At 71.7% G+C, this 16,566-nt stretch carries 14 protein-coding genes; 4 read left to right on the forward strand and 10 right to left on the reverse strand.

Translation table 11 applies throughout. The features are described from left to right. Window positions 1-42: 42 nt before the first annotated feature. Window positions 43-951, forward strand: a complete 909-nt coding sequence (locus QFZ82_RS26055; protein ID WP_307715467.1) for a LysR family transcriptional regulator — start codon at window positions 43-45, stop codon at window positions 949-951. Between the two features lie 71 nt (window positions 952-1,022). On the opposite strand, the gene QFZ82_RS26060 is transcribed toward QFZ82_RS26055, so the two are convergent. The 9 genes from QFZ82_RS26060 to QFZ82_RS26100 form a co-directional block, all read right to left on the reverse strand. Continuing rightward, a complete protein-coding gene (locus QFZ82_RS26060; protein WP_307717843.1) occupies window positions 1,023-2,111 on the reverse strand; it encodes a selina-4(15),7(11)-diene synthase in 1,089 nt (362 codons plus the stop codon). Window positions 2,112-2,354: 243 nt separating this feature from the next. After that, window positions 2,355-2,975, reverse strand: a complete 621-nt coding sequence (locus QFZ82_RS26065; RefSeq protein ID WP_307715468.1) for an ATP/GTP-binding protein — start codon at window positions 2,973-2,975, stop codon at window positions 2,355-2,357. Next, window positions 2,956-3,315 (reverse strand): DUF742 domain-containing protein, encoded by a 360-nt coding sequence (locus QFZ82_RS26070; protein ID WP_307715469.1) that lies wholly within the window; start codon window positions 3,313-3,315, stop codon window positions 2,956-2,958. Before QFZ82_RS26070 ends, QFZ82_RS26065 begins: the two co-directional genes overlap by 20 nt. Continuing rightward, complete coding sequence (locus QFZ82_RS26075) at window positions 3,312-3,728, reverse strand: roadblock/LC7 domain-containing protein (RefSeq protein ID WP_307715470.1); 417 nt, start codon at window positions 3,726-3,728, stop codon at window positions 3,312-3,314. Before QFZ82_RS26075 ends, QFZ82_RS26070 begins: the two co-directional genes overlap by 4 nt. Then, a complete protein-coding gene (locus QFZ82_RS26080; RefSeq protein WP_307715471.1) occupies window positions 3,725-5,191 on the reverse strand; it encodes a sensor histidine kinase KdpD in 1,467 nt (488 codons plus the stop codon). Before QFZ82_RS26080 ends, QFZ82_RS26075 begins: the two co-directional genes overlap by 4 nt. A 189-nt stretch (window positions 5,192-5,380) precedes the next feature. Further along, the gene (gene pepN, locus QFZ82_RS26085; RefSeq protein ID WP_307715472.1) at window positions 5,381-7,975 is read right to left on the reverse strand and encodes an aminopeptidase N; all 2,595 of its coding nucleotides are present in this window, start codon (window positions 7,973-7,975) and stop codon (window positions 5,381-5,383) included. Window positions 7,976-8,215: 240 nt separating this feature from the next. Further along, a complete protein-coding gene (locus QFZ82_RS26090) occupies window positions 8,216-9,244 on the reverse strand; it encodes an aspartate-semialdehyde dehydrogenase (protein ID WP_307715473.1) in 1,029 nt (342 codons plus the stop codon). Between the two features lie 171 nt (window positions 9,245-9,415). Beyond that, window positions 9,416-12,730 carry a S8 family serine peptidase gene (locus tag QFZ82_RS26095; RefSeq protein WP_307715474.1) on the reverse strand — a complete coding sequence of 1,105 codons (3,315 nt, stop codon included), beginning with the start codon at window positions 12,728-12,730 and terminating at the stop codon, window positions 9,416-9,418. 176 nt (window positions 12,731-12,906) lie between these two features. Further along, window positions 12,907-13,446 carry a CGNR zinc finger domain-containing protein gene (locus QFZ82_RS26100; RefSeq protein ID WP_307715475.1) on the reverse strand — a complete coding sequence of 180 codons (540 nt, stop codon included), beginning with the start codon at window positions 13,444-13,446 and terminating at the stop codon, window positions 12,907-12,909. Window positions 13,447-13,579: 133 nt separating this feature from the next. Here QFZ82_RS26100 and QFZ82_RS26105 point away from each other — a divergent pair, with 133 nt between their 5' ends. Genes QFZ82_RS26105 through QFZ82_RS26115 form a run of 3 tightly spaced genes read left to right on the forward strand, consistent with a single transcriptional unit; the run spans window position 13,580 to window position 15,455 of the window. Beyond that, on the forward strand, window positions 13,580-14,035 hold the full coding sequence (locus QFZ82_RS26105; protein WP_307715476.1) for a VOC family protein: 456 nt from the start codon (window positions 13,580-13,582) through the stop codon (window positions 14,033-14,035). A gap of 33 nt (window positions 14,036-14,068) precedes the next feature. Next, on the forward strand, window positions 14,069-15,037 hold the full coding sequence (locus QFZ82_RS26110; protein ID WP_307715477.1) for a pyridoxamine 5'-phosphate oxidase family protein: 969 nt from the start codon (window positions 14,069-14,071) through the stop codon (window positions 15,035-15,037). Then, entirely contained in the window at window positions 14,988-15,455 is a 468-nt protein-coding gene (locus QFZ82_RS26115) for an NUDIX hydrolase (protein WP_307715478.1), read from the forward strand. The genes QFZ82_RS26110 and QFZ82_RS26115 overlap by 50 nt, the downstream gene beginning before the upstream one ends. Here QFZ82_RS26115 and QFZ82_RS26120 read toward each other — a convergent pair. Then, on the reverse strand, window positions 15,431-16,444 hold the full coding sequence (locus QFZ82_RS26120; protein WP_307715479.1) for a hypothetical protein: 1,014 nt from the start codon (window positions 16,442-16,444) through the stop codon (window positions 15,431-15,433). The genes QFZ82_RS26115 and QFZ82_RS26120 overlap by 25 nt on opposite strands. Between the last annotated feature and the right edge of the window lie 122 nt (window positions 16,445-16,566).

Consider the following 16,566-nt stretch of genomic DNA (forward strand, 5'->3'; position numbering starts at 1 on the left):
CCGGGAAGCGGTGGCCGCGCCCGGCCCGGATAGCGTGCGGGCATGACCGGTACGCGGGAGTGGGACATCAGGAAGCTGCGGATCCTGCGCACGCTCAGCGAGCGGGGGACCGTGACGGCGACGGCCGAGGCGCTGCTGATGACGCCCTCGGCCGTCTCGCAGCAGCTGTCGAACCTGGCCTCGCAGCTCGGCGTCCCGCTCCTTGAGGCGCACGGCCGCCGCGTCCGGCTCACCGACGCCGCCCACCTGGTGCTGCGTCACGCGGAGTCGGTGTTCGCCCAGTTGGAGCGCGCGGACGCCGAACTGGCCGGGTACCTGCGGGGTGAGACGGGCACGGTGCGCGTCGGGGCGTTCTCGACGGCGGTGCCCGCGCTGGTCGTGCCCGCCGTGCGGCGGCTGCGGGCCGCGTATCCGGGGCTGGAGGTCCGCGTCAGGGAGGCGGAGGCGGCCGAGGCGTACGACCTGCTGTCCTCGGGCCGGGTGGACCTGGCGCTCTCGTTGGCCGCCCAGGCGCCGACGGCCCGCGATCCCCGCTTCGCCCTGGTGCCCCTGCTCGCCGACCCGCTGGACGTGGCGCTGCCGGCGGACCACCCGCTCGTGGGGCGGGACGGGCTGCGGCTGGCCGATCTGTCGGACGAGCCCTGGATCTTCGGCGGCAGCGGCCCCTGGTCGGAGATCACACTCGCGGCCTGCGAGAGCGCCGGTTTCGTCCCCGAACAGGCGCACAGCGCGGCGGGCTGGACCGCCATCCTGGCGATGGTCGAGGCCGGGATGGGCGTCGCGCTGGTGCCGCGCATGGCGGCGGAGCGCCGGGGCGGCGTGGTGATGCGCGTGCTGGAGCGGGACCAGCCGCGCCGTCACGTCCTGGTGGCGGTACGGCGCGGCTCGGAGACGTCCCCGGGCATCGCGCGGGTGCTGTCGGCCCTGCGTGAACCGTCACGGGGGAACTGAGCCGCGGCGGCCGGCCGTCGGCGTGAGGGCCCGCGCCCGGCTCACGCGTCCCGGGTGTCTGTGTGCCCGCTCTAGGCGGCGCGCGCGGCGTGCCGCCCGTGCACGAGGGGGACGGCGCCGGGCACGAGGTCCCACCACCAGGCGACGGCGGGGATGTCCAGCGGCTCGTGGCGGTCGTCCGTCGGGGTGTCGCTGAAGACGGGCTTCAGGTTCGCCGGGTCGTCGGGGGTGGTGTAGCGCACCGAGCTGATGCCCCAGTCCTGGGCCCCGCGTATGAAGCTGGACAGGCTGCGCAGGTACCGGCGCAGCTGGGGGCTGCCCTGCTCGGACAACTGCCCGCACAGGCGCATGTACAGGCACATCACCCGGTCCCGCTGGGCTATCGCGGTCGTGAGCGCCTGTTCGGTGCTCATGCCCTGCCGCTCCAGCACGCGCAGGGCGTTGAGGTAGTGACCGGGGGCCCTGCGCTCCTTGTGGTGGGAGAAGATGTCGTTGTCCCAGGTGATGACGAACGACGCCATCTCGGCCGCGGCGCGCACCGCGGTGCGGTCCCGCTCGTGGGGCTGGAGCTCGTAGCCGTAGCCCATCTCCAGCAGGGGCAGGACGACCGAGGTCGCGCCGTACAGCCGCAGCAGGGTGTAGTCGTTGAGGTCGGGCACGGTGCCGGCCCGGCGGTGGGCGGCCTCCCACACCACCGAGAAGAAGTATTCGCGCAGGGCGTCCACCCAGCGGGCCGTCTGGCCCGCCGTGCCGTACCGGTCGACGCGCATCCGCAGGTCCCGCAGGCCCGCGGCCAGCGGGTCGTCCTGCATCATCGGCGCCTCGGGGTTCTGCGCCACCCGGATCAGGCGGTGCCGCAGGCCGGCCAGGTCGCCCGGCCGGTGCCCCAGTTCGCCCTCCTCGCAGTGGCCGTCGTCCACTCCTAAGAGCCACAGGACGAAGTCCGCGAGGAGCGAGACGACCTCCTCGCGGCCCTCGGGTAGGATCCGCGCCGAGAACGTGCCGATGTCCTGCACCACCAGCTTGGCGCGCAGCGCCTCGGAGCCGATGCGGTACGTCTCGGCCCAGGCCGCGGTCTGGACGTCTATGTCCGCGTGCCGCGGGTGTATCGCCGGTGGAATGGGCGAGAAGATCGGGGGAACGGTCAGCTCGGACTCCACTGCGGCCTGCCTCTCGATGCGGGTGCGGCACGTCAACTCCGTTGTCACACGCGCAACTTGCACCTCAGGGTGATCATCTAGCCGCATCGTACTCAGCCGGATTGGCTGATCCAATGGGGCGAATCCCCGGCATACCGGAGCGCAACGGTCCATCGATGGCCGGATCCGAGGCGTGAACACCACCACCGGTGGCCGCCTGCGCGAGACCCTCGCCGGCCCCGGCCGCACGGGGCCGGCGACCGGTTACGACGCCGCCTGGGCCTGGGCCAGGGACCGCAGGTAACGCATCAGGGCCATCAGGACGTCCCGGCTGGACGCGCGCTGCCGCGCGTCGCACAGCACGATCGGCACCGACTCGGGCAGGTCCAGCGCGGCGCGCAGCTCCTCCACCGGGTAATCCGGAGCGTCCGGGAAGGAGTTGACCGCGACCACGAACGGGACGCCGCGCTCCTCCAGCCGCCCGATGACGTCGAAGCTGACCTCCAGCCGGCGGGTGTCGACCAGCACCACAGCGCCGAGCGCGCCCTCGAACAGCCCGCGCCACAGGAACCAGAAGCGCTCCTGACCGGGAGTGCCGAACAGGTACAGCACCAGTTCCTCGTTGATGCTGATGCGGCCGAAGTCCATCGCGACGGTCGTCGCCGTCTTGCGTTCCACGCCCTGGGTGTCGTCCACGCCGACCCCGGCCTGCGTCATCGTCTCCTCGGTCGTCAGCGGCCTGATCTCGCTGACCGAACCGACCAGGGTCGTCTTGCCGACACCGAAGCCACCCACGATGACCACCTTGACGGCGGCCGTGGCGGTCGACGGCAGCACGTCCTCGCCCCGCGGGCCGAGAGCCTGCTCAGAGCTTCTGAAGTCCATCGATCACTGCCTCAATCAAAGCGCGGTCGGGGAGGTGAGCGGCCCGGACGGGTGCGCGTGCCAGCACCTTGTCCTCGGCCAACAGGTCGCTGAGCAGCACGGTGATCACACTCACCGGCAGGCCCAGATAGGCGGATATCTCGGCCACCGAGAGCGGCGCCTGGCAGATGCGGATGATGGCCGCGTGCTCCGGCTGCATTCCGGGTTTGGGTCCCGACCTGGCCACGATCAGTGTGACCAGGTCTAAGGCGGTCGGCGCGAAGGATCCGCTGCGGCCGCCGGTGATGACGTACAGCCGCTCCGGACTGGTCGGTTCCCAGCCCTCGTCCGCTTCGCTCACGCGGTCTGCCCCTCGTGCCGCGGCGGCGTGCTCAGGTGCTCTCCGATCCGCAGCACGAGGTCCCGCATGCGCTGGCCCATCAGCCCGGCGTCCACGCCCTCGTCGGCGAGCACCGCGAGGTAGGCGCCCGCGCCGGCCGCCATCAGATAGAAGAAGCCGCCGTTCATCTCGATGACGACGAGCCGCATCCGGCCGTCGCCGTGCGGGAGTTCGGAGGCGACCGCGGCCGCGAGGCTCTGCAGTCCGGCGCAGGCGGCGGCCAGCCGGTCTGCCGTGTCCGTGTCCGCGCCGTACTGCGCCATGCGCAGTCCGTCGGCGGACAGCACGACGACGTTTCGGGTCTGCGGTACGCCCTCTGCCAGGTCCTTGAGCATCCAGTCCATGTTGCTCTGGTGGGACTGCCGCTGAATCATGGCTGCTCGTTTCCGTTGTTCGTCGGGGGGGTGTCGCCGGACAGGCCGCTCTGGAAGGCGGCCAGCCACATGCCGGGCTGCACCGCCGGTGCGGCGTCCGCCGCGGCGCCCGGCCCGGTGGCGGGAGCCGCAGGGGTCGTCGCCGCCCCGGCCGCGGAGACGGCGGGAGCGGTCACCCGGTTCTTGCGCCGCCGCTGGGGCAGGCCGTTCGCCGTCCGCTCGGTCACCTGCGGTGCGTCCTGCGCGGGCAGGGGCGCCGTGGGGCCGGTGACCGGCCGCGGCAGCCGCTCGTGGGTGTCGGAGCCTGCGAGGCGGGGCCCGGAGGCGGCGCCGATGCCGTGTGCCAGACCGGTCGCCGACGCGGACGTGGTGATCAGCGCCTGGGGGACGACGAGAACGGCGCGCACGCCGCCGTACGCCGAGGAGCGCAGCGACACCTGGAAGCCGTAGGCCTGCGAGAGCCGGCCGACCACGGCGAGGCCGAGGCGCGGGGTCTCGCCCAGGTCGTTGACATCGATGCCCTGCTGCGCCTGGCGCAGCATCCGCTCGGCGCGCATGCGCGCCTCCTCGCTCATGCTGACGCCGCCGTCCTCGATCTCGATGGCGATGCCCGACTGCACGTCCACCGCGGTCAGATGGACCTTGGTCTGCGGCGGCGAGTAGCGGGTGGCGTTGTCCAGCAGCTCGGACAGGGCGTGGATCAGCGGTTCGACGGCGGTGCCGACGACGGCGACCTCGGAGACCGAGTGCAGTTCCACACGCTGGTAGTCGATGATCCGGGACATGGCGCCGCGCATCACGCTGTAGAGCGGGACGGCCTTGCTCCACTGGCGGCCCGGGCGGGCACCGCCGAGGACGGCGATGGAGTCGGCGAGCCGGCCGATCAGCGCGGTGCCGTGGTCGATGCGCAGCAGGTCGCCGAAGACCTCCGGACTGCCGCCGTGCCGGTCCTCCATCTCCCGCAGTTCCTGGGCCTGCTGGTGGACGATGGCCTGTACGCGGCGGGCGATGTTCACGAAGGCGCGCTGCGCGGACTCGCGCAGGTCCTCCTCGGCGCTGACCGCGTCGACGACGGAGCGGAGGACCGCGTGGTGCTCGGCCGGCGCGTCGACGGCGGCGAGCACGTCCTCGGGAAAGCCGCCCTTGCGCAGCGCCTCGACCACCTGGGGCAGCAGCTCGCCCGCGAGGCGGCCTGTCTCGGCCGCGCGGCGGGCGAGCAGCGCGTCCTGGGCCGCGACCCGCTCGCGCAGCTCGGCCACCAGTGTGTTCCGGCGCGCCACCACGGCGCAGGCGACGGCGACCATGGCGACGGCCACGGCGGAGACGATCAGTACGGGGGTGCGAGCCGACGCGGAGACCAGGAACGCGGCCGCGATCGCGGCCACGGTGGTCACGGCGACGGGTAGCTGCCAGACGAGGCTCGCCCTCGGCGGACTTCCGGTCGACGTTCCCTGTCGAACCATCAGCATCCTCAGAATCGAACGGCAAAGATCACATGAAGCGACGGGCGGGAGCATATCCCGGGCGGAGCACGGTTGTTGACTCAGGGCTTGGGTCTGGCGCGTTGTCGACGGCCGAAAATACAAGGAGGCGCGCCGGGCCGAACGGGCCCCGGCGCGCCGCCAGTTGGAGAGGTTTCTATTCCTCTTGTGTCACTCCGCTGCCGCTGCCGCGTCCGCCGCCTGCGCCTTCAGCGCACGCTCGACGCCCGCACGCGACTCCGAGACGAGCCTGCGCAGCGCCGCGTTGGGCTCGGTCGCCTTCAGCCAGGAGTCGGTGGCGTCCAGCGTGTCCTGCGAGACCTGGAGCGAGGGGTAGAGACCGACGGCGACCTGCTGCGCCATCTCGTGGCTGCGGGACTCCCACACGCCCTTGACCGCCTCGAAGTACTTCTCCGTGTAGGGAGCGAGCAGATCGCGCTGGTCGGTCTGGACGAAGCCGCCGATCACCGCCTCCTGCACGGCGTTCGGCAGCGCTGCCCCTGAATCGGACGCAGGGGACTCGACGACCGACGCCCATGCCTCCGCCTTGGCCTCCGGCGTCGGACGCGCGGCCCGCGCGGTGGCCGCGTGCCGCTCACCGGCCGCGGTCCTGTCCCGCTCGTACTCGCCGGCGATCTCGTCCTCGTCGAAGACGCCCGTCGCCGCCAGCCGCTCCACGAACGCCCAGCGCAGCTCCGTGTCGACGGCCAGGCCCTCGATCGTCTCGGTGCCGTCGAGCAGCGCCTGGAGCAGGTCCAGCTGCTGCGGCGTGCGCGCGGTCGCGGCGAACGCCCGTGCCCAGGCCAGCTGGTGGTCACTGCCCGGCTCCGCCGCCCTCAGGTGCGCCAGCGTCGCGTCCGTCCACTGGGTCAGGCCGGTCTCGCGCCAGGCGGGCGCCGCGTACAGGTCGATGGCCAGCTTGACCTGGCGGTGCAGCGACTGGACCACACCGATGTCGGACTCCTTGCCGATCCCGGACAGGACCAGCGCCAGGTAGTCGCGGGTGGCGAGCTCGCCGTCGCGGGTCATGTCCCAGGCCGAGGCCCAGCACAGCGCGCGCGGCAGGGACTCGGTGAAGTCGCCCAGGTGCTGGGTGACGTTCCGCAGGGACTCCTCGTCGAGACGGACCTTCGCGTACGACAGGTCGTCGTCGTTGAGCAGGACGACGGCGGGGCGGGTCCTGCCCACCAGGTCCGGGACCTCGGTCAGTTCACCGTCGACGTCCAGCTCGACGCGCTCGGTGCGCACCAGCTTGCCGGACCCGTCCAGGTCGTAGAGGCCGATCGCGATCCGGTGCGGCCGCAGGACGGGCTCGCCCTTGGCGCCCGCGGGAAGCGCCGGGGCCTCCTGCTTCACCGCGAAGCCGGTGACGACTCCCGAGCCGTCCGTGGCGATCTCGGGCCGCAGGATGTTGATGCCGGCCGTCTCCAGCCACGCCTTCGACCAGGTCTTCAGGTCCCGGCCGCTGGTCTCCTCCAGCGCCCCCAGCAGGTCCGACAGCCGCGTGTTGCCGAAGGCGTGCGCCTTGAAGTACGCCTGCACGCCCCGGAAGAACTCGTCCATGCCGACGTAGGCGACGAGCTGCTTGAGAACCGACGCACCCTTGGCGTACGTGATGCCGTCGAAGTTCACGAGAACGTCGTCGAGGTCGCGGATCTCGGCCATGATCGGGTGCGTCGACGGCAGCTGGTCCTGCCGGTACGCCCAGGTCTTCATCGAGTTCGCGAACGTGGTCCACGAGTGCGGCCACTTCGAGCCCGGCGCGTACGCCTGGCACGCGATCGAGGTGTAGGTGGCGAACGACTCGTTCAGCCACAGGTCGTTCCACCACTCCATGGTGACGAGGTCGCCGAACCACATGTGGGCGAGTTCGTGCAGGATCGTCTCCGCCCGCACCTCGTACGCCGCGTCCGTCACCTTCGAACGGAAGACGTACTGGTCGCGGATGGTCACCGCGCCCGCGTTCTCCATCGCGCCCGCGTTGAACTCCGGCACGAAGAGCTGGTCGTACTTCGCGAACGGGTAGGCGTAGTCGAACTTCTCCTGGAACCAGTCGAAGCCCTGCCGCGTGACCTCGAAGATCGCGTCCGCGTCCAGGAACTCGGCCAGCGAGGGGCGGCAGTAGATGCCGAGCGGGACGGACTGCCCGTCCTTCTCGTACGAGCTGTGCACGCTGTGGTACGGCCCGGCGATCAGGGCCGTGATGTACGTCGAGATGCGCGGCGTCGGCTCGAAGCGCCAGATGTCGCCCTGCGGCTCCGGCGTCGGCGCATTGGAGATCACGGTCCAGCCCTCGGGCGCCTTCACGGTGAACCGGAAGGTCGCCTTGAGGTCGGGCTGCTCGAAGCTGGCGAAGACGCGGCGCGCGTCCGGCACCTCGAACTGGGTGTAGAGGTAGGCCTGCCCGTCGACGGGGTCGACAAAGCGGTGCAGGCCCTCGCCCGTGTTGGTGTACGAGCAGTCGGCGACGACCCTCAGCTCGTTGTCGCCCGCCTGCAGGTGCTTCAGCGTGATCCGCGAGTCCCGGAAGACCGCGGCGACGTCGAGCGACTTCCCGTTCAGCACGACCTCGTGCACGGCGGGGGCGACCAGGTCGATGAAGGTCTCCGCACCGTCCTCGGCGGACGCGAAGCGCACGGTGGTCTCGGACCGGTAGGTCCCGCCGTCCTGCGCCCCGGAGAGATCGAGATCGATCTCGTACGAGTCAACGGTGAGCAGGCGCGCCCGCTGCTGCGCCTCTTCACGGGTCAGGTTTGTGCCAGGCACCCGGTCATCTCCTCGGTCTGCGATGTTTGCGGCCATCCTTCCACGCGCCCAAGGGGCTCCGCCCAGGAGATTTCGACCCGGTCACCGCGCCGCCGCACAGGGTGCCGGCCATCGGCGGTGATCTCCCGCTCCGCCCGCGCCCGGCCTCTGACCAGGGACGTCACGGCGGCAGCCCGCCATGGCACGCACAAGGGGGCGATCACCTTCCGGTGATCGCCCCCTCGGCTCCGATCAGGGCCTTCAGCCGCGCAGCTCGTCCGCGACCAGCTCCGCGATCTGCACGGCGTTCAGCGCCGCGCCCTTGCGGAGGTTGTCGTTGGACACGAACAGCGCCAGGCCGTTGTCCACCGTCTCGTCCACGCGGATGCGACCCACGTACGAGGCGTCCTTGCCGGCCGCCTGGAGCGGGGTCGGGATCTCGGAGAGCTCGACGCCCGGCGCGTCCTTCAGCAGCTCGTACGCGCGCTCCACGCCGATCGGACGCTCGAAGCGGACGTTGACCTGAAGCGAGTGGCCCGAGAAGACCGGCACGCGCACACAGGTGCCCGAGACCTTGAGCTCCGGGATCTCCAGGATCTTGCGGGACTCGTTGCGGAGCTTCTGCTCCTCGTCCGTCTCGTGGGAGCCGTCGTCCACGAGGTTGCCGGCGAGCGGCAGGACGTTGAAGGCGATGGTGCGCTTGTAGACGCCCGGCTCGGGGAAGACGACGGCCTCGCCGTCGTGCGTCAGCTCGGCGGCACGGTCGGCGACCGCCTTGACCTGGTCGTCCAGCTCCGCGACGCCCGCGAGACCGGATCCGGAAACGGCCTGGTAGGTGGTCGCGACCATCGAGAGGAGGCCGGCCTCCTGGTGCAGCGGCTTGAGGACCGGCATCGCGGCCATGGTGGTGCAGTTCGGGTTGGCGATGATCCCCTTGGGGCGGTCCTTGATCGCGTGCGGGTTCACTTCGGACACGACGAGCGGCACCTCGGGGTCGCGGCGCCAGGCCGAGGAGTTGTCGATCACGACCGGGCCCTGCGAGGCGACCTTCTCGGCGAGCGCCTTGGAGGTCGCGCCGCCGGCCGAGAACAGGACGATGTCCAGTCCGGTGTAGTCCGCCGTGGAGGCGTCCTCGACCGTAATCTCACGGCCCTCCCACGCGATGGTGGAGCCCGCCGAACGGGCGGAGGCGAAGAGCCTGAGCTCGTCGACCGGGAACTTCCGCTCGGCAAGGATCTTGCGCATGACCGTGCCGACCTGCCCGGTGGCTCCGACGATTCCGACCTTCACGGGGACTCCTCCGTACGTTTGTGCACCTTCTTGCGGCATGGGGTGCCGCTCCATGATGCGTATGTCCCCGGCCGCCTTGTCCAATCGATTGTCCGCGGAACGGGACGCACGCCACACACACGGAAGGGCGGGCACCCTCTCGGATGCCCGCCCTCCCACGGCATCACACCGTTATGGTGTGACCTTCCCGATCACGACGCTGCCGGTGCCCGCGGCCGTGCCGCGCGCGTTCAGCAGCCGCACCTCGCCGAAGAACTGCCGTCCCTCGGGAGCCGCGCTGTTCACCAGGACCTCGGCGGCGACCTGCGCGGTCGCGCCGTTGGCGAGCTTCACGGGGTCCGCGCCGACCTTGACCTGGCCGAGCGAGGGCGCGAAGTAGACGTCGCGGTAGTCGTACGTCGTGGTCTTGGCCGGGACCGAGTAGCCGTCGACCTCGATGGTGTACGTACCGGCCGCCGGCTTCACCAGGCTGACCGCCTCCTCCGAGTCGCCGTCCGCGGACGAGCCGACCGTCACGCCGTCCTTCTTGACCGCGAGGTCGAGGTCGGCGGCCTTGTCGGAGACGTTGCCGATGGCGACGTCGAAGCGCTCGACGCCCTCGCCGATGACGACCGTGGTCGTCTGCTTCTCGCGGTGGGCGATCGTCGGCTTGGCGACCTTCGAGGAGCCGAGCGAGCCGCCGGCCAGCTTGCCGTCGATGGCGGCGAAGCCGTTGGTCACGTTCCACCGCACCGCGGCCGGGGTGCCGATCTTCGCCTCGGCCAGGGTCTGGACGGCCGGGTCGAAGGAGGCGCCGAGCACGGCGACGTCCAGCCGGTACGGGTTGTCGAGCAGCGGCGACGTACGGCGCGACTCGACCTCGACCTCCCAGACGCCCGGCTGCGGGTTCGCGTACGACCGCAGGTCGGGGCGGCAGGTGTTCGCCGGGTTGGTGTAGTTCGGGTAGCAGTTCACCGTCGACGTCGGGTCCGACGGCACACCGTACGGGTGGAGGGAGACGAACCGGGTCTGGCTGCCCGCCGCGAGACCGCCGAGCGCGATCTCCAGGCTCTTCGCACCCTTCGGAACGGTGACGAAGTAGGACTTGTGGCTGTTGCGCTGCACCGAGCCGGACGCGGACAGCGTGTACGAGGGCCGCGCCAGCTCGTGCGAGGCGACCACCGTGGTGAGGACCTGCTTGTCGATGCCCTCGGTCCGGTGGTCGTCGACCTCCAGGATCGCGCTGTGCACACCGGCGGACCGGGGCGCCGCGGCGACCTTGACGGTGACCGGCCGGTTCAGCGGGAGCGCCACCTCGTCGTCACCGACGATCCTGAAGGTGCCGTCGTTGTTCTCGAAGTGCAGCTCGTGCCGCACCGGACGGTCCGGGCCCGTGGTGCGGGTGACGACGACGTCGTACGTCTTCTTCCCGCCGGCCTCGAGGCCGCCCTCACGGTCGTACAGACCGGTGCCGAAGCCCGGGGTCTTCAGGAACTGGTCGATCGCGGTGTCGACCGGGGCCTTGACGCTGTACTCGTGGGCGGTCGCACCGTCCTCGATGGCGTCCCAGGCGTCCACGATGTTGATCAGGCCGGCGCCTTCCTCGTGCGCCTGCGTGCCGCGGATGTGGTCGGCGGTGCTGACGAGCGCCGTGCGCAGCTTCGCCGGGGTCAGCTCGACGTCGTTCTGCTTGGCCGCCGAGATCAGCAGCGCGGCCGCGCCCGCGGCCTGCGGGGAGGCCATCGAGGTGCCCTGGAGCATCGAGTAGCCCGGCGGGAGCCGGTAGCCCGCCTCGGCGACCGGGCCGCCGGGCGCCCAGGTCTGCGTGGTGTTGATGGCGGCGCCGGGCGCGCTCAGGGTCGGCGTGAAACCGCCGTCCTCGCGCGGACCGCGGGAGGAGAAGGGCAGCATCGCGTACTTCTTCTCCACGACCGAGCCGTAGTTCGCGGCCCAGGTCTCACGGGAGATGGTGGCGCCGACGCTGATGACCTTGTCGGCCAGGGACGGGTCGCCGATGGTGTTGACGCCGGGGCCGCTGTTGCCGGCCGAGACGACCAGCTGGACGCCGTAGGTGTCGATCAGGCGGGTGTAGAGCTCCGCGCGGGCGTTGTTGCCGTCGTTGAGCGCGGGCAGGCCCCCTATGGACATGTTGACGATGTCCACGCCGCGATTGATGACCAGGTCGGCCATGCCCTCGGTCAGGGCCACGTTGGTGCAGCCGCCGGACCAGGTGCACGCGCGCGAGGAGACGAGCTTGGCGCCGGGCGCGGCGCCGTTCATCTCGCCGCCGAAGAGGCCGTGGGCGGCGGTGATGCCGGCGACGTGGGTGCCGTGCGAGCCCTCGATCACTCCGATGCTGACGTAGTCGGCCTTGGCGCCGGCGGCGTTGTGGACGACGTCCTTGCGGACCTCGATCACGAACGGGATGCGCTCGACGACGTCGGTCGCCGGGTTGTCGGTGCCGAAGTAGCCGACCTGGAAGCCGTTCTTGTACGGCTTCATGACGGTGTCGTTGGTGAAGTCGCCGTCGCTGTTCAGGTCCACCCGGGCGGTGCGGGTGCCCGCGTCGTACAGCACACCCCACTTGTCCGTGGTGTCGCCGTCACGGTTGAGGTCTCCGGCCATGTCGCCGCCACGGGTGGCGGACTCGGCGAAGGTCTGGAAGCCGTACGACCCGGCCGGGGCGGACCAGGTGCGGCCGCCGGCGGTGAACGTCGGGCCGCTGACGGAGGTGTCCATCCGCAGCCAGGTGCCGTCGCCGTCGGCCACCGGGTCGGTCGCCGTGACCCAGTCGACGATCTTGCGCTCGCCGGTGGTGGTCTTCTGCAGCGCGGGGTGCCCGAGGTCGACGCCCGAGTCCAGGATGCCGATGGTGACCCCTCGGCCGTCGGCCTCGGGATTGTCCTCGACGAACTCGACCGCACCCGTCTCGAAGGACGGGTTGTACGGGTTCTCGGCGGGCGTGTCCTTGCCGGGAGCCGGGTAGGTGCCCGCGGCCGCGGTGGCCGCTCCCTCGGCGCGGTCGCCGGCCGGCGTCGGGTCGTCCAGCTCGATCTCGTGCTTGAGGTCGATGCCGTGGACGCTGGAGAGCTTGGCCACTGCCGTTAGGGCGTCCTCGGCCTCGGCGGTGGGCAGCGTCGCACGGACGTAGCCGAGCTTGTCGAACGTCCTGCCGACCGTGGCGCCCTCGACCGCGTCGAGCCGGCCGGCGACCTGCTCGGTCTCCCCGGGGGCGGTGGCGACCATGACGGTCACGGTCTTGCTGCCGTCGGCCTCGGCCTCGGCGAGCAGTTCGGCGTCGGCCGTGCCGAGCTTGTCCGTGGGGGACGCCGCGGTCCTGAGGCCCTTGGTGGCCGAGGGGTCGTCGACGGGCGCCGAGGCGACGGCCGGGACGACGCCCGCTGCGGCCAGTGCGGCCACGAGCGAGGCGGCCGCCGCCACCCGGGCGGCGCGTCTGTGCCCGGGTACGGAGCGCTCTGTGCTGGAGCTCTGGGGCTGGGGGGTCATCTGCATCCCTGTTCGTGGAAGAGAGGGTCCGGAATTCGGTACCGGATGACCGCTCAGCCTTTCGTAAAGAACAGCGGTTTGTGGAGACTTGATCGAGTCGTGAAGCCGACGTGGCGGAGATCCGCCAGCGCGCCGGATGCGTCAGCGCGGTCAAATCAGGCGATGCCGCCCGCCGTTCACCCCTCGCGGGTCCGCGCGTAATGGCGCGAGGCCTTCGCCCGGTTGCCGCACAGGGCCATGGAGCACCAGCGGCGGGTGCCGTTGCGCGACGTGTCGAAGAAGTGCAGGACGCAGGCGTCGTGCGCGCAGGCGCGGATCCGGTCGGGCGCGGTGCGCAGCAGGTCGAGGTGGCCGCGGGCCGCGATCCAGCCGGGCCCCCAGGCCGGGTCGGTGAACTCCGCCTCCTCGCCGGGGCCTTCGTCCGTCAGCGTGGCGCGGATGCGGCCGTGTGCGAGGACGGCGTCGACGCGTGCGGCGGCCTTCGCGTCCGTGCGGTCGACCAGCGCGGCCAGTGCGTCCCGGGCGACGAGGGTGTTCTCCAGCGTGGCCGCGTCGGCGGCGAACCGGTCCGCGAGACCGTTCGTCCGCAGCCAGATCTCCAGCCCGCCGGTGTCCTCGAGCAGGTCCTGGAGCTCGCCGTCCTGCATCCAGCGGGTGTTGAGGAGGTCGAGCGAGACCGGCTCGCCGAGGAGGGGGCGTGGGTCGGCGGCGGTCATGCGTGTTCCTTCGCTCCGTTGCGTCTAACCCCTCAAGGGTACGTGGCCGGTTGCACCTCTCGACCCTAACCGTTAAATTGACTCTGAGCGGTTAGCCATCGAGGCGGAACCGCACGACGCAGAGAGGTCTTCCATGACGTCCAGCAGCGCGCTTGCCAGCGGCCACATCGGCCTCAACGTGACCGACCTCGGCCGGTCGCTCCCCTTCTACGCCGACACCCTCGGCTTCGACGTCATCGGCGAGGGCAAGGAGGACGGCCGGCGCTTCGCCTTCCTCGGCCGCGACGGCACCCTCGTCCTCACCCTGTGGCAGCAGGCCGAATCCGCCTTCGAGGCCACCCGCGCGGGGCTGCACCACCTCGCCTTCGAGGCCGCGTCCATCGACGAGGTCCGTGCCGCCGAGGCGCGCCTGAAGGACCTCGGCGTCGACTTCGCCCACGACGGCGTCGTCGCCCACCGGGAAGACGCGGCGTCCGGCGGCATCTTCTTCCACGACCCCGACGGCACCCGGCTGGAGATCTACGCGCCGTCAGGCGCCGAGGAGGCGCCCGCACCCAGTGCCGCAGCGCCCACCTGCGGCTTCTTCTAGGCCGTCCGCCGCCGCCCTCAGGAGCTGACTCCCATGGACCTCGCACCGGGCCCCTACCACCACGGCTCCCTCGCCGTGCAGCGCCGCGTCGGCGTGCGGGAGCAGGCCGCGCACGTCGGACGCTCGATCGGCTCCGGCATCAAACCGGTCGCCGCGGCCTTCCTCGGCCTGCAGCCCATGCTCGTGCTCGGCGCGGCGGACGAGGCGGGCCGGATGTGGGCCTCGCTGCTCACCGGACCGCCCGGGTTCCTGCGGGCCACGGGAGCGCACCACGTCTCGATCGCCGGGAGCGTGCCCGGCCACGACCCGCTCGCCGGCACGCTGGCAGGCCCTCCCGTGGCGGCCGGCGCGATCGTCCTGGACCCGCGCACACGCCGGCGGATGCGGATGGGCGGCACCGTCCGCCCGTCCGCCCGCGGGCTGCTCGTCGAGACCGAGCGGGTCTTCGCCAACTGCCCCAAGTACCTCCAGAAGAGGGAGCTGTACGAGACCGGCGCGGACACACCCCCGGCCGGTCCCGTGCGGCGCGGCGAACGCCTCGACCCCGACCACACGGTCTTCGTACGCGCCGCCGACACCTTCTTCGTCGCCACGGGCACACCCGACGGCGCCGACGCGAGTCACCGCGGCGGGAACCCGGGCTTCCTCCGGGTCGTCTCGCCTACCGAGCTGAGCTGGGAGGACTATCCCGGCAACGCGATGTTCCTGACCCTCGGCAACCTGGAGCGCGACCCGCGGGCCGGACTGCTGCTGCTCGACTGGAGCACCGGGACCACGCTCCAGCTCACCGGCACGGCCCGCACCGAGCACATGCCGGACGGCGGCCGCACCGTCCGCTTCACGGTGTCCGGCGTCGTGCACGCCGAGGCGGCGTCGCCGCTGCGCTGGTCCGGCCCCGAGTTCTCCCCGGCGAACCCGCCCGTCCCCGACGACCCGCCGGTAGCCTCACCGGATGAACAGGGAGCTGAGGGTGGCGGCGTACGCCGTGTGCATACGGGATGAACAGATCCTGCTCGCCCGTTGGGTGGCGGGTGACGGCACCAGGAAGTGGACGCTGCCCGGCGGCGGGATGGACCACGGTGAGGACCCCCTGGACACCGTCGTCCGCGAGGTCGAGGAGGAGACCGGCTACGCGGCGGAGATGACCGCCCTGCTCGGCATCGACTCGATGCGCCGTCGCTACCCGCGCAAACTCGGCATGTTCGCCGACTTCCAGGGTCTGAGGATCGTCTACGAGGGCCGCGTCACGGGTGGTGAACTGCGGTCCGAGACGAACGGGTCGACCGATCTGGCCGCATGGCACGCCCTGGGCGCTGTACCGGGACTCGACCGGGTCACCCTGGTCGACATCGGACTCGAACTGTGGCGCTCCCGGCCGGCGCTCGGTCACGTCCCTCAGCGCGGCAGCGCCATCACATAGGCCGCGGGCTCCCGGTCCGCCGCCGCCATCAGGGCCGTACGCACCACGACCGCCTGCTGCTCGGGCGCGTCCCGCAGCTTGCGGGGCGTGATGTGGACGACCGTGATGCCCAGGCGTTCGAGGACGTCCCGCTTGTGGGCGTACTCCGACCGCAGGGCGTCCTCGTCGTGCCGGGGCGCGCGTGTGTCCAGCTCGACGGCGACGGCCTGGTCCGGCCAGTACGCGTCGACCCCGCCGAGGTGGGGGCCGCCGGGCAGCCGCAGATCCACGTTCCACAGCGGCTCGGGCAGGCCGCTCGCGCGCACCATCGCGTAGAGCCGGCCCTCGGCCAGCGCCCGGCCCTCGGCGAGCAGCAAGTCGACGGCGTCCATGACGTGGGGCTGGTCGAGCAGCCGGGCGTCGCTCAACTCCCTCACGACCGCAGCGGGTTCGCAGCCGCGGCGGACGGCCTCCGTCAGCAGCAGCCGTACCCGCCGGGGGGCGTCGGTCAGCCCGGCGACGGCGTCGGCGAGGGCGCGCGCCACCGGGGCGACCGGCACGCCGCCGGCCTCCTCGGCGATCGGCAGCACCTGCCCGCGCACCAGCCGGACGCATCCGGTGGACCGCAGACGCCGCGTACGGGGCACGAGCACGTCGATCACGTCGAGCGTGCTCAGCGGGGGAACGCCGGAGAACCCGTGCAGCGCGAGCGCGGCGAGCCCGGTGACCATCGCCTGGCCGTACGGCGCCGAGTCATTCCGCTGGGCGGGGACCGCGGGCCGCCCGGCGTACAGGAGCGCGGCGCGCAGCCGCTCCTCGCCGGTCACCGGCCCGGATCGCAGGAGGTACACCCCGGGCAGCAGCACCTGCCAGGGCCCACCGGCCCTGCACTGCTGCGCGGCCCGCCCCGGCGTGACACCGCGTGAGCGCAACTCGGCGCCGGACACGACGAATTCGGGGAGGTGGTGGGGGTGGAGGGGGAGAGGGAGGGGAGTGTCGCACTGTTCCATGCGGAGGGAATGCCCGGGGGTGAGCGGGTCCCTAACCCCTGTTACACGCTCGTCGGAATTTCGGGACAAGACCGCACTAAAGTACGCGCGTTCGAGTGCCGATGGAGGCGCCGGTGGAGGCC

This window comes from Streptomyces sp. V4I23, assembly GCF_030817975.1.
In the GTDB taxonomy this organism is placed as follows: domain Bacteria; phylum Actinomycetota; class Actinomycetes; order Streptomycetales; family Streptomycetaceae; genus Streptomyces.